General features: G+C 67.1%; 22 protein-coding genes and 2 pseudogenes. 11 read left to right on the top strand and 13 right to left on the bottom strand.

Annotated elements, in window-relative coordinates; genetic code table 11:
- Positions 1–33 precede the first annotated feature (33 nt).
- The 6 genes and pseudogenes from ACORQU_RS09345 to ACORQU_RS09320 all read left to right on the top strand — a co-directional run.
- Positions 34–797: pseudogene (locus tag ACORQU_RS09345) on the top strand (RHS repeat-associated core domain-containing protein); the annotation flags it as partial.
- A gap of 162 nt (positions 798–959) precedes the next feature.
- Positions 960–1,337, top strand: coding sequence for a hypothetical protein (locus ACORQU_RS09340; protein WP_491645191.1), 378 nt, complete (start codon positions 960–962; stop codon positions 1,335–1,337).
- On the top strand, positions 1,334–1,747 hold the full coding sequence (locus tag ACORQU_RS09335) for a hypothetical protein (protein ID WP_491644820.1): 414 nt from the start codon (positions 1,334–1,336) through the stop codon (positions 1,745–1,747). Before ACORQU_RS09340 ends, ACORQU_RS09335 begins: the two co-directional genes overlap by 4 nt.
- Positions 1,748–1,872: 125 nt before the next feature.
- Positions 1,873–2,184, top strand: coding sequence for a hypothetical protein (locus ACORQU_RS09330; protein WP_491644818.1), 312 nt, complete (start codon positions 1,873–1,875; stop codon positions 2,182–2,184).
- Positions 2,185–2,618: 434 nt separating this feature from the next.
- Positions 2,619–3,317: pseudogene (locus ACORQU_RS09325) on the top strand (RHS repeat-associated core domain-containing protein); the annotation flags it as partial.
- Positions 3,314–3,697 carry a hypothetical protein gene (locus ACORQU_RS09320; protein ID WP_491644816.1) on the top strand — a complete coding sequence of 128 codons (384 nt, stop codon included), beginning with the start codon at positions 3,314–3,316 and terminating at the stop codon, positions 3,695–3,697. The pseudogene ACORQU_RS09325 and the gene ACORQU_RS09320, both read left to right, overlap by 4 nt.
- Positions 3,698–4,127: 430 nt before the next feature.
- Here the strand turns inward: ACORQU_RS09320 and fabG are convergent, their stop codons facing one another.
- The 9 genes from fabG to ACORQU_RS09275 all read right to left on the bottom strand — a co-directional run bounded on the left by fabG (position 4,128) and on the right by ACORQU_RS09275 (position 11,714).
- Positions 4,128–4,871, bottom strand: a complete 744-nt coding sequence (fabG, locus tag ACORQU_RS09315) for a 3-oxoacyl-ACP reductase FabG (RefSeq protein WP_491644815.1) — start codon at positions 4,869–4,871, stop codon at positions 4,128–4,130.
- A 332-nt stretch (positions 4,872–5,203) separates the two neighbouring features.
- Complete coding sequence (locus ACORQU_RS09310) at positions 5,204–5,638, bottom strand: hotdog family protein (RefSeq protein WP_491644813.1); 435 nt, start codon at positions 5,636–5,638, stop codon at positions 5,204–5,206.
- A complete protein-coding gene (locus ACORQU_RS09305) occupies positions 5,625–7,970 on the bottom strand; it encodes an MMPL family transporter (protein WP_491644811.1) in 2,346 nt (781 codons plus the stop codon). Before ACORQU_RS09305 ends, ACORQU_RS09310 begins: the two co-directional genes overlap by 14 nt.
- The gene (locus ACORQU_RS09300; protein WP_491644809.1) at positions 7,967–8,626 is read right to left on the bottom strand and encodes a LolA-related protein; all 660 of its coding nucleotides are present in this window, start codon (positions 8,624–8,626) and stop codon (positions 7,967–7,969) included. Before ACORQU_RS09300 ends, ACORQU_RS09305 begins: the two co-directional genes overlap by 4 nt.
- Positions 8,541–9,524, bottom strand: a complete 984-nt coding sequence (locus ACORQU_RS09295) for a lysophospholipid acyltransferase family protein (protein WP_491644807.1) — start codon at positions 9,522–9,524, stop codon at positions 8,541–8,543. The genes ACORQU_RS09300 and ACORQU_RS09295 overlap by 86 nt, the downstream gene beginning before the upstream one ends.
- Complete coding sequence (locus ACORQU_RS09290) at positions 9,521–9,802, bottom strand: ApeI family dehydratase (protein WP_491644805.1); 282 nt, start codon at positions 9,800–9,802, stop codon at positions 9,521–9,523. Before ACORQU_RS09290 ends, ACORQU_RS09295 begins: the two co-directional genes overlap by 4 nt.
- Before the next feature lie 17 nt (positions 9,803–9,819).
- Positions 9,820–10,599 (bottom strand): lysophospholipid acyltransferase family protein, encoded by a 780-nt coding sequence (locus tag ACORQU_RS09285; protein WP_491644803.1) that lies wholly within the window; start codon positions 10,597–10,599, stop codon positions 9,820–9,822.
- 121 nt (positions 10,600–10,720) lie between these two features.
- A complete protein-coding gene (locus ACORQU_RS09280; RefSeq protein WP_491644801.1) occupies positions 10,721–11,470 on the bottom strand; it encodes a ketosynthase in 750 nt (249 codons plus the stop codon).
- The gene (locus ACORQU_RS09275) at positions 11,445–11,714 is read right to left on the bottom strand and encodes a phosphopantetheine-binding protein (RefSeq protein ID WP_271647564.1); all 270 of its coding nucleotides are present in this window, start codon (positions 11,712–11,714) and stop codon (positions 11,445–11,447) included. Before ACORQU_RS09275 ends, ACORQU_RS09280 begins: the two co-directional genes overlap by 26 nt.
- A gap of 194 nt (positions 11,715–11,908) precedes the next feature.
- Between ACORQU_RS09275 and ACORQU_RS09270 the strand changes: the two genes are divergently transcribed.
- The 3 genes from ACORQU_RS09270 to ACORQU_RS09260 all read left to right on the top strand — a co-directional run bounded on the left by ACORQU_RS09270 (position 11,909) and on the right by ACORQU_RS09260 (position 14,850).
- A complete protein-coding gene (locus ACORQU_RS09270) occupies positions 11,909–12,385 on the top strand; it encodes a nuclear transport factor 2 family protein (RefSeq protein WP_491644799.1) in 477 nt (158 codons plus the stop codon).
- 69 nt (positions 12,386–12,454) lie between these two features.
- Positions 12,455–13,855: an NAD(P)/FAD-dependent oxidoreductase gene (locus tag ACORQU_RS09265; RefSeq protein WP_491644797.1), complete on the top strand. Its 1,401-nt coding sequence runs from the start codon at positions 12,455–12,457 to the stop codon at positions 13,853–13,855.
- On the top strand, positions 13,852–14,850 hold the full coding sequence (locus tag ACORQU_RS09260; protein WP_491644796.1) for a chorismate transformation FkbO/Hyg5 family protein: 999 nt from the start codon (positions 13,852–13,854) through the stop codon (positions 14,848–14,850). The genes ACORQU_RS09265 and ACORQU_RS09260 overlap by 4 nt, the downstream gene beginning before the upstream one ends.
- A 105-nt stretch (positions 14,851–14,955) precedes the next feature.
- Here ACORQU_RS09260 and ACORQU_RS09255 read toward each other — a convergent pair whose 3' ends face one another.
- The 4 genes from ACORQU_RS09255 to ACORQU_RS09240 form a co-directional block, all read right to left on the bottom strand.
- Positions 14,956–15,876, bottom strand: a complete 921-nt coding sequence (locus tag ACORQU_RS09255; RefSeq protein WP_491644794.1) for a hypothetical protein — start codon at positions 15,874–15,876, stop codon at positions 14,956–14,958.
- A gap of 157 nt (positions 15,877–16,033) precedes the next feature.
- Positions 16,034–16,990 (bottom strand): hypothetical protein, encoded by a 957-nt coding sequence (locus ACORQU_RS09250; RefSeq protein ID WP_491644793.1) that lies wholly within the window; start codon positions 16,988–16,990, stop codon positions 16,034–16,036.
- A 33-nt stretch (positions 16,991–17,023) separates the two neighbouring features.
- Positions 17,024–18,355 carry an AMP-binding protein gene (locus tag ACORQU_RS09245; RefSeq protein WP_491645033.1) on the bottom strand — a complete coding sequence of 444 codons (1,332 nt, stop codon included), beginning with the start codon at positions 18,353–18,355 and terminating at the stop codon, positions 17,024–17,026.
- A gap of 91 nt (positions 18,356–18,446) precedes the next feature.
- Positions 18,447–19,793: an AMP-binding protein gene (locus ACORQU_RS09240; protein ID WP_491644791.1), complete on the bottom strand. Its 1,347-nt coding sequence runs from the start codon at positions 19,791–19,793 to the stop codon at positions 18,447–18,449.
- A gap of 199 nt (positions 19,794–19,992) precedes the next feature.
- Between ACORQU_RS09240 and ACORQU_RS09235 the strand changes: the two genes are divergently transcribed.
- The gene (locus ACORQU_RS09235; protein ID WP_491644789.1) at positions 19,993–22,377 is read left to right on the top strand and encodes a S9 family peptidase; all 2,385 of its coding nucleotides are present in this window, start codon (positions 19,993–19,995) and stop codon (positions 22,375–22,377) included.
- A 58-nt stretch (positions 22,378–22,435) separates the two neighbouring features.
- Positions 22,436–23,038, top strand: coding sequence for a hypothetical protein (locus tag ACORQU_RS09230; RefSeq protein ID WP_491644787.1), 603 nt, complete (start codon positions 22,436–22,438; stop codon positions 23,036–23,038).
- Positions 23,039–23,189 lie beyond the last annotated feature (151 nt).

Raw genomic sequence — 23,189 nt, 5'->3', positions numbered from 1 at the left:
GAACAAAGGGGGCGGAGTTACTTAAGACATCTTGGGGCGGTGATTGGCGGCTACGGCTACGACAAGACCAGCAACCGCATCAGCCTGACCACCGCAGCCGGTACTTCAACCTACGCCTATCCGACCACCAGCTATCGCCTGAGCAGTGTTGGCGGTCTGACGCGCCGTTACGACAGGACGGGCAACACCATCGGGATTAGCAGCAGCGCGCAGGATTTCTTTTACGACCCGGCGGGGCGGATGAGCAGCGTGCGCCGGAACGGTGCGACGGTGCGCAATTACCAGTACAACGGCAAGGGCGAGCGGGTGCGCAGTTTCCTGGGCGCGGACAGCCGCTACACGCTCTACGACGAGGCCGGGCATTGGATCGGCGACTACAGCGCCAACGGCACGCCCATCCAGCAGGCGATCTGGCTGGACGATCTGCCGGTGGGTTTGCGCAACGAGGCCAGCGGAGCACTGACCTATATCGAGCCCGACCACTTGGGCAGTCCGCGCGTGGTGATCGACCCGGTGACCGACAAGGCCGTATGGAAGTGGGATCTGAAGGGTGAGGCGTTCGGCGCCACCGCGCCGGAAGAGGACCCGGATGGTGATGGCACTTCGTTCAAACTGGATATGCGGTTTCCGGGGCAGCGGTTCGACGCGGCGACGGGAGTCAACTACAACTACTTTCGGGATTACGAGCCGACCACTGGGCGGTATGTGCAGAGTGATCCTATCGGCTTACGGGGGGCATTAGCTCTTATGGATATGCTGGGTTTAGTCCGCTCAGCGCAAGTGACTTTTCCGGGCTGGCATGCGCCTCTTATGGTGGCCTGACCGGCTGTAGCTACCCGGGAGGACCATCTTTCATCGTTCCGACGCCAATTGGGTGGCAAGACTTTGTCGGCAATGAATTGCTTTACCATAATTACGATTTCCAGCGTAGTTTATGGTGCGCGGATGCAGATGGCGTCATGAATGATCTGATAAATCATCCGACACCGTCTAAAAATGCACGCCCGGCGAGCTCTGGTGGTACGACCCACAATGATGCAGGGGTTCCGGGTCTCCCACTTTCAAATTTTGTCACCACTTACCTGACGAAAGACTTAAAAAGTGGTGGCGCCTTGGTGGTTAACATCACTGCTCCAGGAAGTGCTTTCAGCCCAGGCTATGTTGCGAGGTCAGTTATTAATGGGGCGGCTCACACATATGGCGGGGGGTTAAGCTGGATGCAAGCTGACAAAATGTCAAGCTCGGCGCTTATCAACAAAATCGTCAATGAAAAAGTATGGGGCGGTCAGATGCAGGAATTCATAAGCGAGAATTCAAAATGCGGGTGCAGGCGATGAAATTCAAGCGAGCAGTCATTAGTGCTTTGATCTCAGCAATAGCCCCGGCAGCTGTGGATTTAATTATTGCCCCTGAAAACTTTTTAAATTCACTTTCAACCTGGCTAGTAGTTTTTTCCGCATACTACATATTTTCCCTTCCCGTGATTGCAGTCGCCGGTTGGATCTCGGTAATTTCACTAGAAAAATTTAGATTTCTTAAGTACATAGGCCCTGTACTAGTCGGCATTTTTGTTGGCTTTGTTTTTTCAAAAATCCTTTACCCGGCTAGCACAAATATTTTGGATGCCTGGCGATTGCCCTTTAATGGCGGGTGCACCGCACTGGTTGGATGCCTGATTTATTTCCGACCATGGTCTGGCCGTGAAATTAGTCCGGAGTCTGGAACGAAGGGGAGCGGAGGTAGTTAGTCGGCATTGAGAGGCGCCCCAGAGCCGTCAGACCAAAGGATTTTCCGTCGATGAAGGCGTGCCTGGATCGCCAGATTTCGTTAGCCTGAGCGCTGCAATGCGAGTTTTGAGTAATGAACGAAATCATGAGTAATCGCGAAAGTCTGTCACCTCAGCAGGTGTTTGATCTCTACTACTCAACATCTCATATCGATAGGACACTAGTTGTTGAGCTCCTCAATCACGTAGCCGCAGAACTTTCGTTGCCCGCTGACAAGCTTCGGCCTGGCGACCGGTTTTCGGTTGAGTTGGCACCAAAAAAAGACGCCGCGTGGGATTCCGGCTATGGGGTCCTGCTGTTTGAATTGAAGCGATTAGCCAAAAAGAAGAACAAGAAAATAGAGAGGCGAATTACGACTCTCGACGACTATCTGAAGGCGATGGCCGAACTTTACTGAGCACTATCTATATATATTTGAGTTGGCCCAACCTCATTGACTGACATATTTTGGGTGCGCGCGGATTAAACTGGCATGTAAAATGAGTGATAATGCCACTAAAAAATCTAATGGCAGCGTGAAAAATATGGTCGGCTTCGGCTAGAAGCTTGCGAAAACAGGAGTCAAAGTGCAGTTTCCAACACATGCCTACAGCGCCCCGCAGTATTGCTACGACCGCTTCGGCAATCTGGTGCGCAAGGTGCAGGCGGCCGAAGGCAAGGCCTTGACCTTGCGCTAAGCCTACGCCTAGGCGGGGGATGCCTCCAAGACCATCTATCCGGACAACAGCGTGGCCGAGTACTGGCGCAACGCAGTGGGCCGGATTACGCAAACTGGTCGGTCCGCGCGTAGTGATCGGCCCCGTGGGCGACCACGCGATCTGAAAATGAGATCTGAAGGGCGAGGCGTTCGGCAGCACGCCACCTGACCAGGATCCGGATGCCGACGGCAACGCGTTCGTGTTGGATCTGCGGTTCCCGGGGCAGCGGTTCGACGCGGCCACGGGACTCAACTACAACTACTTCCTGGATTACGAGCCGACCACTCGGCGGTATGTGCAGAGTGATCCGATTGGGTTGGGTGCGGGGATCGGCACATACGCTTATACCGTTAGCAATCCGGTAAACCTCACAGACTCGCTGGCATTGGATACACTGGTTATCCGTTCGGGTGCCGTGGACGGGAATCCGTTTGGACATATAACTATAGCAACGTCAAGTGATGGCCTGTTTAGCTTTGGTACGGTACACCCCTACGGCAGCAGTACGCGTAGCTATTTGCAGTTACAAGTGAAAGACAGGTGCTTGGAAATTCTCCGGCTTAGCACCACGCCTCAGCAGGAGGCCGCGATCGCAGCTGAGATGAAGAAACATACGCAAAAAGACTATTCTGTTGCATCGAATAACTGTGCGACGGCAGTTGATAGATGCCTGCAGGAAGCTAGTATTGCTGACGCAAGTGGCCACATATCGCCTGGACTTGTCTATGTTCACGCACTTGCTAGCCCGCTCAATACCGGGTCTACGCTTATTCTGAAAGGCGGCGGCATTCCGATTGAGTTTCTGAATTTCAATGGGATGTCAGACCCATGAAATTTATCTATTTCCTGTCAATAACTGCATTAATTGGGATAGCATTCCTCTTCCTCAGGATCTTTTCTCAGGGAGAGTTGGCCGACAAGCCAGTATATGCTGCACTACAGGCGGCCGAACTGGAGCATCGGAATAAAATCGAAGCACGGGTAGTTTATGAGAATAAGGACGGCTATGCCTTGGCCGGCTTCTCTATTGGCTCAAAAGGAAGGGCGTGGATAGCGCTAAACTCTTTAAGCAGCGGAGGAAATTTGTTCACACTTCCTACTGAAGGACAAAGACTGATTCCCTGTCGCCTTATTGACCAATTACCTACTTCCGCGATGATTAGCCCAGATGTAACAAGCACCCTGCGGTCGTCGTGCGCAAAATCGAATTGATAAAAATAAATAAACTCATGTTTACAACCCAGTGTTTTAATTACTTTTATAAGGAAAGCGAATTAGGCGGATATTAACCGGGTCAGATCTAATACTTCAACGCTTATTCTGATTGGTACACACCTCAGTGGAGAACCCCGGCAGATCGCAAAATGCCCGCTCTAGCTAAGGCTTTGCGGCAGCCGCCGCCGCCAACGCGCCGAATGCACCCGTAAGCTCCCTACCTGGCAGACACCACATAAGTAGCCCTTTCTGGCATCGCTCCAAAACCATGAGGTTCCATGAGCAAGACCGCAAACGCATTATGCTCACGTCACCAAGCACGGGAACAATTCTGTGTATTCATTCGTCAAGAAGTGCCAACCAGCAAGAGCCCCGGCTCAATAGTTCCTTAGCCCGAGCGCCGATCTGCTGCGCCGGCGGCGCCGGCTCAGCCCATGCCGCCATTGACCCCGATGACCTGGCCGTTGATGTAGCCGGCCGCGTCCGAGCACAGGAAGACCACCAGCGCAGCGACCTCTTCGGGCTTGCCGGCGCGCGCGGCCGGCACGAGTTGCTTGATCGCTTCTGGCGGAAAGGCCTGGCCGATCATCGCGCCTTCGATCACGCCGGGGGCGACGACATTGGCAGTGATGCCGCGGCTGCCCATCTCCCGTGCCAGTGACTTGGTCGCGCCGTGCAGCGCCGACTTGGCCGCCGCGTAGTTGGTCTGGCCGCGATTGCCGATCACCGCCGCCACCGAGGACACGCTCACCACCCGGCCCCAGCGCGCGCGCGCCATCGGCAGCAGCAGCGGCTGGGTGACGTTGAAGAAGCCATGCAGCGACACGTCGATGACCCGGTGCCACTGCTGCGCGCTCATGCCGGCCATCGGCACGTCGTCATGGATGCCGGCGTTGTTGACCACGGCATGGACCGGGCCGGCTTCCAGCAGCGCCGCGATCCCCGCCGCGCTGGCCTCGGCGTCGACCACGTCGAAGGCCACCACCTGGGCATGACCGCCGGCATCGATGATCTGCTGGGCCACGCCCTGCGCCTTGGCCAGGTTGCCGTTGGCATGGACGATGACCTCGAAGCCCGCCGTCCCCAGGGCCAGGCAGATCGCGCCGCCAAGATCGCCACTGCCGCCGGTGACCAGGGCGCGGCGCGCGGATGTTGAAGTCTGTGCACTCATGCGCGTCATGCTAGCAGCCGCGGGAGATCACACCGCGGTGGGAGCTGCTGCCAAGGCAGCGCTGGGGCCTGCCCGGCAAAGCCCCATCGTCGCCGTGGCGACTCCCACAGCAGCAGCGCTGCATCAGGTCGAAGTCGCTTGCCTGTGGGAGCGGCTACAGCCGCGATGCGGCTTGCCCGGCGAAGCGCCATCGTCGCCGTGGCAACTCCCTCAACAGCAGCACTGCATCGGGTCGAAGTCGCTTTCCTGTGGGAGCGGCTATAGCCGCGATGTGGCCCGCCCGGTGAAGCCCCGTCGTCGCCATGGGAAACTCCCACGACAACAGCTCGACCTCAGGGCGCCGGACCCAGCATCACCGAGGCGCGGCCTTCTGCCAGCAGCGCGCCGGCGTGCAGGATGCGAAAGCCGTATTGCTGGCTGTCGGGGGTGTGCATCGACAGTTCGGCATGACCTTCCAGCGGGCCGTGCAGCGCATCGATTGCATCGACATGCAGCTGCACGCCACGCAGCGCCACCAGCATGCCCGGGCGCACCGGTGCGCCGCTGGCCTGACCGAGCAGGCCGCCGTGCACGGCCATGGCCTGGGCACCGTATTCGCACAGGTGCACCGCGCGCAGGCGGCCATGCGAACGTAGCGGATGTTCCGCATCGCGATGGCCGACGCTGCGCAGGGCAACCGAGGTCGCATCCCAAGCCACCACCTCCTCCCACAGGCACATCAGGCCCTGGTGCGGGACCAGCCTGGCAATCGCCTCACGCCCGCGCATCGACCACCTGTGCCACCGGCTCGCGCGAGACCAACAGGGCCAGTACGAAGTTGAACACCACGCCCATCGCCACCGTCGAGCCAATCGCGCGCAGCACCGGGATGCTGGACAGACCCAGCAGCACGAACACCAGCAACGTCATCAGGCTGCAGACAATCAATGCATGCAGGGTGCGGCGCTGGTCGGCGGCATCGTCGCCGGCGTGATCGAAGAACAGCGCGTAGTCCAGGCCCAACCCGGCCCCGAGAATCATCGAGATCAGATGGAACAGGTTGAGCTCCACGCCAAAGCCGCGCAGCACCGCCAGGATCAGAAGCACGCTCAAGCCCATCGGCAGCAGCACCCGCACGATGCGGCGGCGCTCACGCAGCGCCACGCTGACCGCGAGCGCCAGCAGCACCGCGGCCACGGCCATGGCCACCAGGACGCGGTGATAAGTCCCCACCAGCGTGCGCGAGGCCTCGCGCAGGTCCATCAGCTGCGCACCGGTGCCTTGCATTGCCTTGGCCAGCGCCTGCGCATCACGCAGGCCACTGAGGGAGACCAGCGCGGTGACATGGTCGCCCCCCTCCATCAACAGGCCCTGCACCGGCGAAGCCAGCGGCGTGCCGGCCAGGTCGGCCACGTCCAGCGGCTTGGCTGTGCGCGCCTGCTGCAGATCGGCCAGGAACGGGGCGAACACATCGCTGCGGAACGGCAGGTCCGCGGCGGCCTGATCCAGCATCGCGCGCGCCGCTTCCGGCGTGGGCAGCCGGGCTTGGCGACGGCGCTGCACGGCCTCGCTGGGCAGGTAACGCGCCGCCATGTCATAGCCACTGAGGTTGCCATCGGCGACCTGCGCGTCCAGGCGCGTGCGCAGGCCTTCCGACGCGTCCAGGGCCGCCTGGCGGGTGGGGCCCTGCACGGTCAGCACGTACATCACGTCCGGCGCGCCCAGTTCGGCGCGTAGCTCCTGGTCCTGCATCAGCGAGGCCGTGGGGACCGGGGTCAGCTTGGACAGGTCGTGCTGCCAGAACGGCGTGGGCATGACGACGATCACCACGATGGCGACGACCGCCAGCCCCAGCAGCGCCTGCCAGCCTGGGCGCGGCAGGCGCTCGATCAATACGTACATCCGCGCCATCAGGCGCGAATCGGCATAGTCGCGTGGCGAGGGGTCGATCAGCGCCGGGAGCAGGAAGCGCGTCAGCAGCGCCGCGCCGCCCAGCCCGCAGATGGTGAACACCGCCAACTGCCGCAGTCCCTCCACGCCGGAGAAGAAGAACGTCACATAGGCGATGCAGGTGGACACCACCCCGGTCGCCAGCGTCGGCCACAGGTGGCGTGCATTGGCGTAGGGCGCCAGGCCCGGGCGCTGGTGGCTGAATAGATGGATCGGATAGTCCTGGACCACGCCGATCAGGGTGAAGCCGAACGCCAGGGTGATGCCGTGGACCTGATCGAAGACCAGCATCACCGCGATCATGCCGACCAGGCCGGCGCTGGCCAGCGGCAGCACGCCGAGCAGCGGGATCTTCCAGCTGCGGTAGGCCACCAGCAGCAGCACGATCAGGCCGACGGTATCCAACATGCCGATCCACTGGGTCTCGTTCTGCGTGCGCGTGCTGATCTCCACCGAGAACGCGCCCGGCCCGGTCAGCAATAGCTGACTGTCGCTGCCCTTGGTCACCTCGGCGAATGCGCTGCGGATATCGGCCACGGCCTGCTGCTGGCCGCTGGGATCGAAGCCGCCGGCCAGGGTCTGTACCACCAGCAGCGCGCGTTTGCCGGCCTTGTCGAACCACACCCCGTCGATCAGCTGCGGCGCATCGGCCGGCTGCAGGGTCTCGGCCACGTGCAGCAGTTCCAGGGTCGGATCGCGCGGCAGCATCGGCTCGATCATGTCCGCCGCCGGCGAGCCCAGGTCCTGAACGCGCTCGACCAGGGCGGCGTGCAGGCTGGCGGCATCCAGCGGGTGCGCGTCGTAGCGGTCGGTCAACAGGAAGCGATAGGGCATCCAGCGCGGCGGGATAGCGTCGGACAAGGACTGGTCACCATTGCCGACCATCGAAAAGGTATCGCCCTGCGCTTGCAGCCGCGCGCGCAAGGCCTTGGACTGCGCGGCCAGGGTGGCCGGGTCGCTGCCGGAGACGGCCAGCAACAGCAGGCGTGACCCAGGCCCCTCGCCGAGTTCGTCCAGCAGCAGCTTTTGCGCCGGGGTGCGCGCCTCGGGCATGAACATGCGCAGGTCGCCGGAGAGCTTGAGCGTGTTGCCGATCCACGCACCCAGCGCCAGCAGCCCGGCCAGCCACAGCAGGGCCAGGCCGGTGCGCGCGATCGGGGGCAGACTCACCCGTGGGCGCCGTGGCACAGCGCGGTCAGTGCCGCGCCGTCATCCACGCCTGCCGCCGCTTGCGCGGCGCCGGCCAACAGCGTGCGCTGGGCTTGGCCCTTGACATCGGTGGTCTCGATGCAGCGCAATTCGGCGCCCTTGCCGTACAGCTGGATCTCGCGCACCGGGGCCTTGGCCGCGGTGGCGTCCTTGGGATCCAGCTTCAGCTGCCAGGCCTGGCGCGTCCCGCTGGCGCTCAAGGCGTAGTGCTGCTCGAGCTGGGTGGCATCGCCGGACAACAGCGCACCAAATCCGCGTTGCAGGTCGACCAGTTCCGGCGCGCGCGACAGCGAGAAGGTGCGGGTCTTCTTGCCCTCGCGCTCCAGGATGGCGCTGTCGCCCTTGAGGGTGATCTTCTCGTGGTAGGGCGCGGTGACCTCGCGCACCAGGGTGTCGTCGGCATCGCGCGCGTAGCGGCCCTCGACCCGCAGCGGGGTCTTGAGCAGCGCCGAACCGCGCAATTCCACGAACTGGGTGGTGATCGCCCCGGGGCGGGCGATCTTGGACAGGATCCAGGTCGGATCGACCGCGTCAGGCGACGCGGCGCACAGCGGTGCGGCGCTGCACAGCAGCGTCAGCATCAGCGCCCAGGGCCGCAGCGGCAGCGTCCTGCGCATGCTTGGTGTTCCAGAAATCATAGAAGTTGAACCAGTTGTAGGGCGCCAGGCCCACGTAATGCTCCAGCCGTCCGGCATAACCGCGGATGAGCGCTCCCAGGCTGGCCGCACGATTGCGACGCGGCACGTCCAGCCCCTCGCTGAAGGTCTCGAAGGTCAGCGAGTATCGCGCCTTGCCGTGGTACAGGCCGAAGGCCAGTACCACCGGCACCTTGAGCACCGCGCCGATCAACCAGGGCGAGGTCGGGAACTGCGCCTGGCTGCCAAGGAACTGCGCCGGCAGCGCCGGCTCCTCGGGGCGGGTGCGGTCGACCAGCAGCGCGACCAGATGGCCCTCGTCGGTGGCCTGCTTGATCGCCATGACGATCGAGGTGCTGTCCTGGCTGGCGTCGATGATGCACTCGGCCAGGCGCGGGTTGAGCGCGGCCAGCACCTCGGTCATCGCCGGCGCCTGGGCCTTGTCCAGCACCACCCTGACCTGCACGTCCGGCCGCTCCTGAGCCAGCACCCGCAGCGCGTCGAAGCTGCCCAGATGCGAGCCGAAGATCAGCACGCCACGGCCCTTGTCCATCTGCGCGTGCAGCTGGTCCAGGCCGCTGACATCCACATGGAACGCGTCCATGCGACCGCTCAGCAGGAACACCCGGTCCAGGATGACCGAGGCGAAGGTATGGATGTGGCGGGCGGTGTCGGTCCAACGCGCCGGGCGTCCCAGCACCCGTGCCAGATAGGCACGCGAGGCGCGGCGCTCGGGGCCGCGCACCAGCATGAAGTACAGCGTGATCGGATACAGCAGCATCCGCGCCAGCCCACGCCCGCCGTGGCAGGCGACGACCCGGAACAGGCACAGCGCCAGCCGCGTGCCGCCCTCGGGGCGCTGTTTCCAGGCCGCGTTCATGCCTGCACCACCTCGCCGCTGGCCAGCAGCGTGTTGGCGCGCAGCACGCGGAACTTCCAGCGCGGCGCGGTGCCGTCCAGTTCGATCCGCGCCGGCTGGCCGGGCAGCAGGGGCTGGACGAACTTCACCTGCGGCAGGCGCAGCGCCCCGCCCAGGGGTCCATGCGCGGCTTCCACCGCCTCCAGGACATGATCCAGCACCACCACGCCGGGCACGACGGGATGACCGGGAAAATGGCCAGGCAGCGCGGGATGGTCGTGCGGGACTGCGAATTCCATGGTGCGTCGAACGGCCTCTAGATCCGCGGTTCCAGCATGTGGCGCACGGCCTCGTGGGCGCGCTGGGTCAGGGCCTGGCGGTCCAGGGCCGCCTCGCCCTGCCCGACCTGGATCGGCGTGCCGATGCGCACGCGGATCGTGCCCGGGCGCACCCGGAACAGACCCGTGGCCGGCAGCACCTTGCCGCAACCGTCCAGGGCCACCGGCACCACCGGGACGCCGGCATCGATGGCCGCCTGCAGCAGGCCCGCCTTGAATGGCGCCAACGCACCGGTGCGGCTGCGCGTGCCCTCGGGGAACAGGCACAGGCTCTGCCCGCGCCGCAGCAGTGCGGCGGCCTGGCGGCGCACGATGGCCCCGGCGCGGCGACTGTCGCGGTCCAGAAACAGCATCCCGGTGGCCTTGGCGTACCAGTTCACGAACGGCACCTTGAGCATCTCGTCCTTGAGCAGAAAGCGCAGCGGCGCTGGAATGGCCATGTACAGCACGCAGATATCGATCACCGACTGGTGATTGGACACCACCAGATGCGGGCGGGACCAGTCGATGTCCTGTCCCCCTTCGACCACCAGCCGCGCCCCGGCGCCGAAGGTCAGGCCCGGCGCCCAGCAGCGGGCGGCCATGCGCAGCACGCGCTCGGTGGGCACCCCAATCAGGCGCAGGCCCAACGCCACGGAGATCCACGCGGCCGTCCACGCCAGGGTAAAAAGAAGCTGCAGGGCGTTCCAGACACTCCAGGCCAGCGAGGCGGAGGCCTGCGACGACTGCACATCCATGTTGTCGGTCGAGGTGCTCATGCGGGACAGCATACCGGGCAAAGGCGCGATTGCGTCGCCGGAATTTGCGATTTTTTAACGGTGAACAGTGCTGGTGCGGTGAACGGCACTCGCCACGCGCCTGGGACAACGCCGCCCTGGCTCAACGCAGCAGGTCGCGCCAGAAGCCCGGCCCCAGCCTGGCCAGCTGACGCACGAAATCCACGAAGTTGCGGTAGGGGCGCACCGGGAACCAGCGTGAGCGCAGGGCGTACTCCCCCAGGAAGAACCCACCGATCACCCCATACCCCAGCAGGTTGGCGAACAGCGAGGCGCGCGCATCGGGGATGGCCAGCGGTGGCGTGCTGCCCAGCTGGGCCAGGACTCCCCCGGGCACCGCACACAAGGCGAGCAGGAGGTTCAAGCAGGTCATGGCGGCCAGCAGCAAGGCCCAGGCGCCGGTCAGGCGGCGGGTATAGTGCCGCTGCGCGGTGGTGAGCACGTGTCCGGCCTGTGCGTACAGGCCCTCGACGATCCGCCCGATCAGCGGCTGCCGCCCGGGCAGCAGGCTGCGGCCGAAGAACCACGCCACCCAGGCGGTGAACACCACTGGGGGTGCAGTCAGCAGGACCAGCGCATGGGGGGAATCCCACAGCGGGGCCAAGGCCAGCAACAACAGCACGGCCAGCCCCCAGGCCCAGGGGCGCAGGCGCGCCATCGGCTCGACCAGCAGCATCAGCACCAGCGCCGCGCCGGCCAGCACGGCCAGGTCGCTGCGGCCGGATGCGTTGGCCCAGTGGGCCAGCGGCGAGTAGGCGATCGCCAGCAGCAGCGCGACACCGACGGCCCACGGCGGGGCGGCGGCATCGGCCTGCGGCGCGACGGGTTCAGACGGTCTTGTTGGCCTGGACATGCGCCGACAACGCGCGCAGCGAGGCGAAAATACGCTGGTTGTCCTCGCTGTCCGAACGCAGCTGGAAGCCGTAGCGCTTGCCGATGGCCAGGGCCAGCTCCAGTGCATCGATCGAGTCCAGGCCCAGGCCGGTGTTGAACAGCGGGGCCTCCGGGTCGATCGCGCCAGCGTCCACGTCCTCCAGGTTCAGGCTCTCGACGAGCAGCTGGGCCAGTTCGTGTTCTTCGGGCGTTTGCGCGGACATGCGGCGAGGGATTCCAGTACGTTGAAGGAGCGACAAGATGGTGCATCGTCGGCACGCGCGCAACTGCCACCCCGGGGATGGCAACTTTGGGGATGCGGGCCGTCGATCCTCATGTCATCGTGTAGTGAGGGTTTTCCTCCCGCGCCCCGGTGACTGCCCCGGCTTTTACAGGCCTAACTCTCTACGGAGCTTCCATGTCCCAGCCCTCGTCACGCCCTCCGCTGCCTCCGTTCAGCCGGGAATCGGCCATCGAGAAGGTCCGACTGGCCGAGGATGGCTGGAACAGCCGCGATCCGCACAAGGTCGCGCAGGCCTATACGCCGGACACCTCATGGCGCAATCGCGCTGAATTCATCGAAGGCCGCGCGCAGGTCGAGGCGTTTCTTTCCCGCAAGTGGGCCAAGGAGCTGGATTACCGCTTGATCAAGGAGCTGTGGGCGTTCGATGGCCATCGCATTGCGGTGCGCTACGCCTATGAGTGGCATGACGACTCGGGCAACTGGTTTCGTTCCTACGGCAATGAGAACTGGGAGTTCGAGGACAGCGGATTGATGGCGCGTCGTTATTCATGCATCAACGACCTGCCCATCGCCGAAGCCGAGCGGAAATTCCACTGGCCGCTGGGGCGCCGACCGGACGATCATGCAGGCCTGAGCGCATTGGGGCTGTAGGGAGACGCCGGCGTCTTCTTATAAGATGGCTGTCTTGTCAGGACAGCCGCACGCGCAAGGTTCGCACGCATGACCCCCGCCGCCGCCGTGATTTCCCCGCCCGCCGATCCCGTGCGCGCGCGGACGGAAGACGCCCCGGCCGCTTCCGCGGCACTCGACGCCACGCCCGATGTGTTGATCGTCGGCGGCGGCCCCGCCGGCAGCACCGCGGCCATCCTGCTGGCCCGCCAGGGCTGGAAGGTCACCCTGTTGGAGAAGGACGCCCACCCGCGGTTCCATATCGGCGAATCGCTGCTGCCCATGACCATGCCCCTGCTCGAACGCCTTGGCGTGCTGGAGCAGGTGCGCGCCATCGGCACGCTCAAGCTGGGCGCGGACTTCCCCAAGGACGGCGGCGGCTACAACACCTTCCGTTTCTCGCGGGCGCTGGAGGCCAAGGCCGACTTCGCCCTACAGGTGCCGCGCGCGGACTTCGACCGGATCCTGTTCGAGCAGGCCCGGGCCGAAGGCGTGGACGCGCATGAGCGCACTGCGGTCACCGGTGTGACCTTCGAAGGCGAGCAGCCGGTGGTGAGCGTGCGCCAGGGCGAGCAGGTGCACACGCTGCGCCCGCAGTGGCTGCTGGACGCCAGCGGTCGCGATGCCTTCCTGGGCAGCAAGCTCAAGCTCAAACGCAAGAACCCGCACCACCAGTCCGCCGCCGTGTTCAGCCACTACACCGGCGTGGCGCGTCGGCCCGGCGAGGACGCCGGCAATATCAGCATCTACCGCCACCGGCACGGCTGGATGTGGCTGATCCCGCTGCCCAATGATGTGATGAGTGTGGGTGCAGTGTGCTTTCCCGATTACCTCAAGACCCGTCAGGGCGACCTGGGCCGGTTCCTCGATCAGACCCTGGCGCTCAACGAGGAGGTCGCCACGCGCATGGCAGGCGCGACCCGCTGCGCACCGGTCCACGCCACCGGCAACTACGCCTACGAGTGCACGCAGATGAGCGGTGCGCGCTGGCTGCTGCTGGGCGATGCCTATGCCTTCGTGGACCCGATGTTCTCCTCGGGGGTGTTCCTGGCCATGCACAGCGCCGAACGTGGCGCGCAGATGGTCGACGCGGCGCTGCGCGCGCCGGCGCGGGCACCGCGCCTGCGCCGGCAGCTGCAGCGCCACCTGGACGCCGGGCTGGACGAGTTCAAGTGGTTCATTTACCGCTTCACCTCGCCGACGATGCGCCACCTGTTCGCCAATCCGCGCGACGTGCTGGACGTGGAGTCGGCGGTAGTGGCGATGCTGGCCGGCGACGTGTTCGAGGCGCCGCGCGTCACCCGGCGCCTGCGCGTGTTCCGCGCCATCTACGCCGCGCACGTGTTGATCATGGTGCCGCAGGCGCTGCGCGCCTGGCGCCGCCGCCGGCGCCAGCGCGTCGAGGGCTTCGACGGCGAAACCCTGCAACCAGGCGCGGAGGGCAGCGCGTGAGTCGTCCATTGCCAACGCTTGCGTCGACGCGCCTGACCGTGGACTACGTCGACGCCACGCAGCTGTCGGCCCTGCTGGCCAATGATCAGGTGCTGGCCGTGTTCGGCTTCGGCCCCGACGCGCCCGGCAGTGACGATCCGCGCTATCTGCGCGTCCCCCTGGCACCGCACGGCACCGCCCCGCTGGAAGTCTGGCGTGGGTCGCGGCCGGTCACCTGTGGCCGCGAGGGCGCCGTGGCCTGGGCCAGCGATGGCCGGCTGCAGTTCGGCGCGATCGAACTGGACGAGGTCGACGACGACATCGAGGCCGCAGGTGAACAGGCCTACGCCCTGCTCTCGCAATTCGTGCCGGCCAGCGATACCCCACACCTGCTGCGCGTCTGGAACTACCTGGATGCGATCACCGAGGGCGAGGGCGACACCGAGCGCTACCGGCGCTTTTGCGTGGGCCGCGCGCGCGGACTGGGGCAGTTCGATACCGGCCAGCTGCCGGCGGCCACGGCCATCGGACGGATCGACGGCGTGCGCCGCCTGCAGGTGTACTGGTTGGCCTGCGACACGCCCGGCACGCCGGTGGAGAACCCGCGCCAGGTCAGCGCCTACCGTTACCCGCGCCAGTACGGCCCGCAGCCGCCCAGCTTCGCCCGCGCGATGCTGCCGCCGCCGGGCGTGGAGACCCCGTTGCTGCTTTCGGGCACCGCCGCGGTGGTCGGCCACCAGACCCTGCACCCGGAGTCCACCGAGGCGCAGCTGACCGAGACCTTCGCCAATTTCGACAGCCTGATCGCCAGCGCCCGGCGCCACCGCCCCGCGCTGCCGGCGCAATTCGATGCCGGCAGCCGCCTGAAGGTCTACGTGCGCGATGCCGACGAGCTGTCGCAGGTCGCCGCGCTGCTGGAGGCGCGCCTGTCCGCCGATGTCCCGCGCCTGCTGCTGCACGCGGTGGTCTGCCGCCGCGACCTGCGCATCGAGATCGACGGCGTCCACGGCGCCTGACGCTCAGCATTGAAACCCACCTGGTGGGAGCCGCCATGGCGGCGATTGAGGCTCCACAGGGAAAGCTTCATCGCCGCCATGGCGGCTCCCACCAGGCAGATTCGCTCAGTCGCCGCAGCGGGCCGGGGCGATGTCCGATACCCCGCCGTCCATGGAGAACGTGCCGCGGGTCTCCTCCGGCGGCACGGGCGTCCACTGCTGCTGCCACTGGCGCGACAGGGCGTCGGCTTGGGCCATCTGGTCGGGCGACATGTTCGCGCGCAGCCAGTCGATGTTGCGCTCGAACATCGTGTCGCGGAAGCGCCGCCGCCGCGCCTGCGTTTGGTCCGTTGGCGTGTTGCCCAGCGCCTGCTGCGCACGCAGGTACAGGGCCAGCGAGCGGGCCGGATCCGGCGTCACGACCTGCGCCAGATAGGTGCGCCGTCCACTCTCGCGCTGGGGCGAGTACGCGCCCGCCAGCGCCAGCGTGGCCGACAGGCTGCCGCGCTGGGCGGCCTGCAGCGCGAGCGACTCGGCCTCGTTGCGATAGACCTGCAGCTGCGGCAGCAGCTGCAGGGTGTCGCGGAGACGGAACGCATTGCCCACCGCGTACTGGGTCAGTGCCGGCAGGCTGCCGCCGAGCGCGGCGGCGCGCCACAGGTCGGCGCGCTGGGCCGGCGAGATCACCGGGACACCGTCGCACTGTTCGGACGCTTCCAGCAGCCGCTGGCCGCGCTTGGCCAAGAGGCGCTCCATCATGTCCTTGCGCCGTGCCGTCTCTTCAGGATTGCCCGCCACAACTTCCTGGGTATGCCTGAGCGATCCCATCTGATCGTCGAACTGCGCCAGCTGCATGCGCACGCGCTCGCACTGCTCCAGTTCTGCCGCCAGCCGGCATGCCGCGCGGGCATCGCCGGTGCCAGCGCGACGTTTGAGGTCGTCGAACACCAGCCGCAACGGGGTGCCCTGCGCCGGCAGCGGCGCGCTGGCGGCTGGGGCGTTGGCGATGTGAGGGGCCGCGGCGCCAGCAGACGCGTCTAGCGGCATGGCGACCGCGGTCGTTTGAGGCGTTGGACCGTGGCGAACCGACCACCAGCCCAGCGTGACGAGCCCCACAAGGCCGATCCCAGCCAACCATCTCAACCAGCGCGTCCTCATCGCCAACCACATCGCACGGATCCAGCGATCGATGCTGCCACAGCGCTCAATGGGCGCAATCCCGTTGCGCGAGCCGCTCGGCTTCGCTGGCAGGCCAATAGAGCGCCAGTCCTGCTGGCGTGAGGTCGATCGGGGCCCAGGTCTTGTCCCATTCCGCGACCAGACGCCCGGCCCTGTCCGTCTCTTCGGCGGACATGCCGACCCGGACGCGCTGCAGCTGGAAGTCCGCCTGGCGCGCCCTGAACCACCGGTTGCGCTCCTTGGGGAGCGTGCGCATCGCACCGGCCAGTCGTGTCAGCAAGGCCGCCGCCATCGCGCGATCGGGCTGCACGGCCTGAGCAAGCGGTGCCTGCGCCGACTGCGGATCGGCTGGCCAGTAGGCCGAGGCAAGCGTCTGATGAGCGATCGCATCGCCGCGACGGGCCGCCGAGCGCGCCAGCGCCTCGGCTTGCGCCCGATACGTCGCGCGCTGGGGCTCCAGGCCTGCAGGATCCGTCGTGAGCCGCGCCGCGCCGACATAGACCATCAGCGCAGTGCGGTTGCCCGCCTGCGCAGCGTCGTGCCAGAGATCAATGCGCTCGGCGGGGCCAAGGGCGGGAGCGCCGGCGTAAGCCGTCTTCCAGCCAAGCAGGGCCGGTTCCAGCCGCGCCCGCAGCGCCGCGGCGTCGCGCGCCATGGCCTTGGCCGCCTGCGCATCCTGGCCCGTGCTTGCCGCAGCCGCACGCCGCTGCAGGTCGTCCTGCAGTTCGTCCAGACGCGTGGCGTAGGTCTCGCAATCGTCCAGCGCCGAGGCCAGGGCGCACATCGCGACCGGGTCACCGTGCGCCACGCCGGCCTGCAGGGCCGGCAGGCGGTCGCGCAAGGGGACCGTGGGCGGTGGCGGCGCCGGGCGCGGCGGCATGCGGGGAGTCACGGCATATCCCGCCGTGGCCAGGCAAAGCGAACCGATCGCCATCATCCACACCCGCCATGCGAGGGTCCTGCATCTTTCCTGCGTTTTCACGAGGCCTCCTTGCGCCGTGGTGTGTCTCTCGGATTATTCGCCCAGCAACCGCAGCAGGTCCGCACGCGGGAGCTTGCCGGTCTCGTTGCGCGGCAGGGTGTCGACGAAGCGTACGCGGCGCGGCAGGAACACCGGGTCCATGGATTCGCGCAGGGACGAGAGCACATCGCCTTCGGACAGGCCCAGCGCGACCACCAGCGCGGCGATGCGACGCACCTTGCCGGGTGTATCCAGCTGCACCACCACGCCATCGCGCACGCCGGGTACCGCAAGCAGGCGCCGGGTGAGGTCCCCCAGCGAAGCGCGCTTGCCCGCGATCTCCAGCAGGTCGGCCTGGCGCCCGTGCAGGACGAAGCGCCCGTCGGGCAACACTTCGGTCAGGTCGGCCAGGACCACCGGCTGGTGCAGGTGCGGCGCATCGACACAGGTTCCGTCCGGTTGCGGCTGCACGCTCACCCCGGGCAAGGGCATCCAGGCGCGCTCGTGCGCGGTGCGGCGCGTGGCGAAGATGCAGGTCTCGGTCGAACCAAAGACCTCCCGCACCTGCCCGCCGAAGCGCGCCTCGGCCGCCGCCGCCAGTGCCGGCTCCAACGGCGCGGTGGCCGACACGCAGCCGGCGATCGGCGGCAGCCTCACGCCGGACTCGACCAGCGCACGCAGGTGCACCGGGGTAGTGATCAGCAGCCGCGGCGCGGGCATCTGCTCCAGCGCGCGGGCCACGTCCTGCGGGAAGAACGGGCGCCCGCCATGCGCGGTCGCCTCGGTCAGCAGCGGCACCAGCACCGACTGCTCCAGGCCGAACATGTGCTGAGGCGGCACCGTGGCCACCAGGCTCGGCGCCGCACCTGCGCACAGGTCGGCCAGGGACGCGACCAACTGATCGGTGCTGGCGCGGAACTGGGCCAGGGTCTTGGGGAACGCCTTGGGGGTGCCGGTGCTGCCGGAGGTGAAAGCGACGGCGAACACCGCGTCCTGGTCGACCTGCGGCGGCGGGCCGTCGGCCTGCTCCAGGACGTCGGGCAGGCGCCAGTAGTGCGGCGGTTCGACCTCCAGCGCCTGGTCGCCCAACGCATAAGTGGCCGGCTGCCGGGCCATCAGGTCACGGACCACTGCCGGCGCGCGCGAAGGCGGCAGCAGGGTGACCTGACCACGCAGCGCCACCGCGCACAGGGCAACCATGAACCGGTAGCGGTCCTCGCACAGATTGACCGCATGACGACCGGCCGGCAGCCGCAGGGCCAAGCCACGGACGTGCGCGTGGAAGGTCGCCAGGGAGAGGTCGCGGCCGGCGCAGCGGGCGATGACCCGGTCCGGGGCGCCGCTGCCCAGCGCGCAGCGTCCTGCCGGGCGGGGCGATGATTCGATGACGGCTGACATGGCGTGCGGCTCTACATCCCTGTGTGTCCATGCCGGGCGAGGACCGACGTCAGCGCCCGGCGCGATCAATCCTCTGGATTCAAGCTTGCAGCAGGCGCAGCGCGGCATCGCGCGGCAGCTTGCCGGTCTCCCCGCGCGGCAGCGCGGCGACGAAGCGGATACGCCGGGGCAGGAACACCGGATCCATCGCCGTGCGCAGCTGGGCCAACAGCGCGGCCTCGGTCAGGTCCGGCGCCACCACCAGCGCGGCGATCCGGCGCACGCCCATCTCGTCGGCGTCCAGCTGCAGCACCGCGCCATCGCGCACGCCGTCCACCGCTAGCAGGCGCCGGGTCAGGTCGCCCAGCGAGGCGCGCTTGCCGGCGATCTCCAGCAGGTCGGCTTGGCGCCCACGCAGGTGGAAGCGGCCGTCGGGCTCAACCTCCATCAGGTCGGCCAGCGCCACCGGCTGCGGCAGGTGGCGGGCGTGCACCAAGGTGCCGTCAGGCTGCGGCTGCACCCACACACCGGGCAGCGGCGTCCAGGTCGTGTCCAGCGCGGTGCGGCGCTTGGCGAAGATGCAGGTCTCGGTCGAACCAAAGGTCTCGCGCAACTCACCGCCGAAGCGCGCCTCGGCCGCCTGCGCCAGCGCCGGCTCCAGCGGCGCGGTGGCCGAGACATAACCGGCGATGGGCGGCAGCGACACGCCCGATTCGACCAGTGCGCGCAGATGCACCGGCGTGGTCACCAGCACGCGCGGGGCGGGCATGTCGGCCAGTGCGCTGGCCACGTCCTGCGGGAAGAAGGGCTTGCCGCCGTGCACGCAGGCATCGCTCATCAGCGGCATGACCACCGACATCTCCATGCCGTACATGTGCTGCGGCGGTACGGTCGCCACCAGGCTGGGCGTGGCATCGCCCCACAGGTCGGCCACGGCGCTGAGGTTCTGCGCGTTGCTGGTGCGGAAGGCCGCCAGCGTCTTGGGAAAGGGCTTGGGCGCGCCGGTGCTGCCGGAGGTGAAGCCGATACACACCACCGCGTCCTCGGGCACTTCCGGCACCGGGCCGTCTGCCTGGGCGAAGGTCTGCGGCAAGCGCCAGTAGCCCGGCGGCGCCGACGCGATGTCGGTATCGCCCAGCGCATAGCAATCCGCGTGACGGCCCATCACGTCGGCCACCACGGCCGGCGCGCGCGAGGACGGCAGCAGGGTCACCTGCCCGCGCAGGGCCACCGCGCAGAAGGCCACCAGGAATCGGTAGCGGTCCTCGCACAGGTTGACCGCGTGGCGCCCGGCCGGCAGCTGCGCGGCGAGCGCCCGGACGTGGGCGTGGAAGCTGGCCAGGTCGACGGCCTGCCCGCCGCTGCGGGCGATGATGCGGTCCAGCGGGCCTGCGCCCAGGGGACACAGACCGGCGTCGGGCGACGCCGGATGGATGACAGCTGACATAGAGGGTCCTGCTTCCCCGGTGGGTTGGCCCGGTTCTGGTGCCGGGCGTCCTGCCCGTACTTTGGCCGCTGCACCGCGCCCATGGCAAGCCGCGCGGGCACAAACCGGCCGGAAACCCGGCATGACCTTGGACCGGTGCGGGTGCCGCCGAGCGGCTGCTACCCTTCCGCGCTTGCCTTTCCACGGATCGACCTTGCCGATGCGCCTGACCGCCACCGTCCTGTCCTGCCTGCTGTTCGCGCCCGCCACCCTGGCCCAGACCACGCCCGCCACCCCGCTCACCATCGAGCAGGTCATGGCCGACCTGGACTGGGTCGGTCCGCCGGTCGAGGACGCACGCTGGACCTGGGACAGCCGCGCGGTGGAGTACGACCTCAAGCGCAACGGCACCCCGATCCGCGACACCTTCCGCCAGGACATCGCCGGCGGCGCGGCGGCGCGGGTGGCCGACGACGCCCGCGACACCCTGGGCGCGCCCGGCGCGGTCTACGACGCCAAGCGCCAGCACCAGGCCTTCGTGCGCAATGGCGACATCTTCGTGCGCAACCTGCGCAGCGGCGCGCTGGTCCAGGTCACCCGCACCCTGGAACCGGAGCGCGCCCCGCAGTTCGCCAGCGACGGCGGCCTGGTCTGGCGCGTGGACAACCAGTGGTACCGCTGGAACGGCACCAGCGTGGCCCAGGCCGCCCAGGTCAAGGCCGAGGACGACCCGGACAAGGACCCGGCCGAGGACCTGCTGCGCGAACACCAGCTGTCGACCCTGACCACCCTGGCCCACGACCGCGACATGCGCGAGCTGGCCCGCAAGCAGGACGAGCGCCTGCGCAAGGCCGACCCGACCCGGGCCCCAGCGCCGATCTACCTGGGCAAGGACGTGGAGATCGAGCAGACCGCGCTCTCCCCCGATGGCCACTGGCTGCTGGTGGTCACCCAGAAGAAGGGAGCCGAGGCCGGCGAAGCCGGCAAGGTGCCCCACTACGTCACCGAGTCCGGCTACGCCGAGGAACAGGAGGCCCGCACTCTGGTCGGCCGCAACTCGCCGATCCCGCAGGCGCTGTGGCTGGCCGACATGACCACCGGCACGGTCAAGCCGCTGTCCTTCGACACCCTGCCCGGCATCGGCACCGATCCGCTGGCCGACCTGCGCAAGGCGGCCGGTAAGGAGGCACTGAAGGGCAGCCGTGCCGTGCGCGTGGAAAGCGACGGTGATGGCGACGGCGCGGCGATCCACTGGAGCGAGGATTCGCGCAACGTCGCGGTGCTGCTGCGCGCCACCGACAACAAGGATCGGTGGATCGCCGGGGTCGACCTGGCCGCCGCGCGCCTGCAGGTGCGCGACCGGCTGACCGATCCGGGCTGGATCAACTGGAGCTTCAACGACTTCGGCTGGATGCCCGACAACCAGACCCTGTGGCTGCTGTCCGAGGCCAGCGGCTATTCGCAGCTCTACACCCAGCGAGGGGGCGACCGGCCCAAGGCGCTGACCTCCGGCAAGTGGGAGGTCTCCGCACCGGCTCTGTCGGCCGATGGCAGCGCGTTCTATTTCCTGTGCAACCGCGCCGCGCCCGGACGCTACGAGGTGTGCCGGGTCGGCGCCGACGGCGGCAAGGTCAGCGAGGTCACCGCGCTGGGCGGCGGGGTGGAAGGCTTCACCCAATCACCCGACGGGCGCAGCCTGCTGGTCGACTATTCGGCCAGCTATCTGCCCACCCAGCTGGCGGTCGTCCCGGCCAATGGCGGCGCCGCCAAGGTCCTCACCGACACCCGTAGCGCGGCGTTCAAGGCGGTGGACTGGATCAAGCCCGAGTTGGTGCAGGTGCCGTCCGAACATGGCGCGGGCACGATCTGGGGCAAGTACTACGCGCCCGCACACCTGGTACCCGGCAAGCGCTACCCGATCGTGATGTTCGTCCACGGCGCCGGCTACCTGCAGAACGCCATCGCCGGCTATCCGCCCTATCCACGCGAGCAGATGTTCCACAACCTGCTGGTGCAGAAGGGCTACATCGTGCTGGACCTGGATTACCGCGGCAGCGCCGGCTACGGCCGCGACTGGCGCACGGCGATCTACCGCAACATGGGCCACCCGGAGCTGGAAGACTATCTGGACGGCCTGGACTGGCTGGTCGCCGGCCACCAGGGCGACCGCGACCGCGCCGGCATCTACGGCGGCAGCTATGGCGGCTTCATGACCTACATGGCGCTGTTCCGCGCGCCGGGCGTGTTCAAGGCCGGCGCCGCGCTACGCCCGGTGGCCGACTGGATCCAGTACAACCACGAGTACACGTCCAACATCCTCAACACGCCGGACATCGATCCGCAGGCCTACAAGACCTCCTCGCCGATCGAGTACGCCGCCGGCCTGCAGGACCGCCTGCTGATCGCCCACGGCATGATCGACGACAACGTGTTCTTCAAGGACTCGGTGGACATGACCCAGAAGCTGATCGAGCTGCACAAGGATCACTGGTCCATCGCACCCTACCCGATGGAGCGCCACGGCTTCACCCGCGCCGACTCCTGGCTGGACGAGTACAAGCGCGTCATGCGCCTGTTCGACGACACGCTCAAGCCAGTCCCCTGATGCCTCATGCAGGCGTGCCGCACCCAGCGGCCACCTGCCCTTTCGCCAAGCAGACGCCATGAACGCTCCGCTGCCTCCAGAAGCGCCACCCTCGCCATCGCGCAGCACACGCAGCGGGCCGCAGGGCTTCGTCTCCGTCCTGGCCTGGATCACCATCGTGCTCGGCATCCTGGGCGTGGCCTACGGCCTGCTGCAGCTGCTGGTGGCCGCGCTCGTGCCCGCCGATGCGTACCTGCAGATGCTCGACCCACTGGGCACCGGCCAGGTCGACGTGCCCCCGCTGCTGCGCTGGGTGCTGACGCATAACGGCCTGATCGGCACGATCGAAGCGATCGCCTCGCTGCTGCTGACCGGACTGGGCTTTGGCCTGCTGCACCGCCGGGAATGGGCGCGCCTGGGCTTCATCTGGTACCTGGTGCTGGCCACGGTGATGACCTTCGGCGGCATCTGGCTGGTCCCGGCCACGTTGGACGCCAGCCTGGCCTCGCAGGCCGCCCTGCTCTCGCCCGATGGCAGCGTCCCGCCCGAACTGGCGCCAATCCGCACGCTGGCCTTGGTGTTCTCGGTGATCGTCGTGGTCGTGTTCAGCGTCCTGCACGGCGCCATCATCTGGAAGCTGTGCACCGGCCCGGTGCGCGCGCAGTTCCAGCGAATCGCCTGAAGGCTGGGCGTCCGCCCGCGCTCCTGCACGGCGCGGCGGCTTGGGCGCACTCGGTGCCCGCCATGCACACGAACCGAACGCCAAACCGGCCAGCGCGTGGTCCCCTCCACCGCCAACGCCGTTCCACCAGGCTCGCGACGCAGCGCGAGAG

The sequence above is a fragment of the Pseudoxanthomonas sp. JC1303 genome, assembly GCF_058448525.1.
Note: the sequence above shows the minus strand (reverse complement) of the source record. Positions and strands in the feature narration are given on the sequence as shown.

Excerpts from the sequence above, each read along its gene's own strand:
- ACORQU_RS09340 (WP_491645191.1), top strand. The coding sequence starts at position 960 with ATGAATGATCTGATAAATCATCCGACACCGTCTAAAAATGCACGCCCG.
- ACORQU_RS09240 (WP_491644791.1), bottom strand. The coding sequence starts at position 19,793 with ATGTCAGCTGTCATCCATCCGGCGTCGCCCGACGCCGGTCTGTGTCCC.
- ACORQU_RS09290 (WP_491644805.1), bottom strand. The coding sequence starts at position 9,802 with ATGGAATTCGCAGTCCCGCACGACCATCCCGCGCTGCCTGGCCATTTT.
- ACORQU_RS09285 (WP_491644803.1), bottom strand. The coding sequence starts at position 10,599 with ATGAGCACCTCGACCGACAACATGGATGTGCAGTCGTCGCAGGCCTCC.
- ACORQU_RS09255 (WP_491644794.1), bottom strand. The coding sequence starts at position 15,876 with ATGCCGCTAGACGCGTCTGCTGGCGCCGCGGCCCCTCACATCGCCAAC.
- ACORQU_RS09230 (WP_491644787.1), top strand. The coding sequence starts at position 22,436 with ATGAACGCTCCGCTGCCTCCAGAAGCGCCACCCTCGCCATCGCGCAGC.
- ACORQU_RS09280 (WP_491644801.1), bottom strand. The coding sequence starts at position 11,470 with ATGTCCAGGCCAACAAGACCGTCTGAACCCGTCGCGCCGCAGGCCGAT.
- ACORQU_RS09300 (WP_491644809.1), bottom strand. The coding sequence starts at position 8,626 with ATGCGCAGGACGCTGCCGCTGCGGCCCTGGGCGCTGATGCTGACGCTG.
- ACORQU_RS09270 (WP_491644799.1), top strand. The coding sequence starts at position 11,909 with ATGTCCCAGCCCTCGTCACGCCCTCCGCTGCCTCCGTTCAGCCGGGAA.
- ACORQU_RS09275 (WP_271647564.1), bottom strand. The coding sequence starts at position 11,714 with ATGTCCGCGCAAACGCCCGAAGAACACGAACTGGCCCAGCTGCTCGTC.
- ACORQU_RS09235 (WP_491644789.1), top strand. The coding sequence starts at position 19,993 with ATGCGCCTGACCGCCACCGTCCTGTCCTGCCTGCTGTTCGCGCCCGCC.
- fabG (WP_491644815.1), bottom strand. The coding sequence starts at position 4,871 with ATGAGTGCACAGACTTCAACATCCGCGCGCCGCGCCCTGGTCACCGGC.
- ACORQU_RS09335 (WP_491644820.1), top strand. The coding sequence starts at position 1,334 with ATGAAATTCAAGCGAGCAGTCATTAGTGCTTTGATCTCAGCAATAGCC.
- ACORQU_RS09320 (WP_491644816.1), top strand. The coding sequence starts at position 3,314 with ATGAAATTTATCTATTTCCTGTCAATAACTGCATTAATTGGGATAGCA.
- ACORQU_RS09330 (WP_491644818.1), top strand. The coding sequence starts at position 1,873 with ATGAGTAATCGCGAAAGTCTGTCACCTCAGCAGGTGTTTGATCTCTAC.
- ACORQU_RS09295 (WP_491644807.1), bottom strand. The coding sequence starts at position 9,524 with ATGAACGCGGCCTGGAAACAGCGCCCCGAGGGCGGCACGCGGCTGGCG.
- ACORQU_RS09265 (WP_491644797.1), top strand. The coding sequence starts at position 12,455 with ATGACCCCCGCCGCCGCCGTGATTTCCCCGCCCGCCGATCCCGTGCGC.
- ACORQU_RS09310 (WP_491644813.1), bottom strand. The coding sequence starts at position 5,638 with ATGCGCGGGCGTGAGGCGATTGCCAGGCTGGTCCCGCACCAGGGCCTG.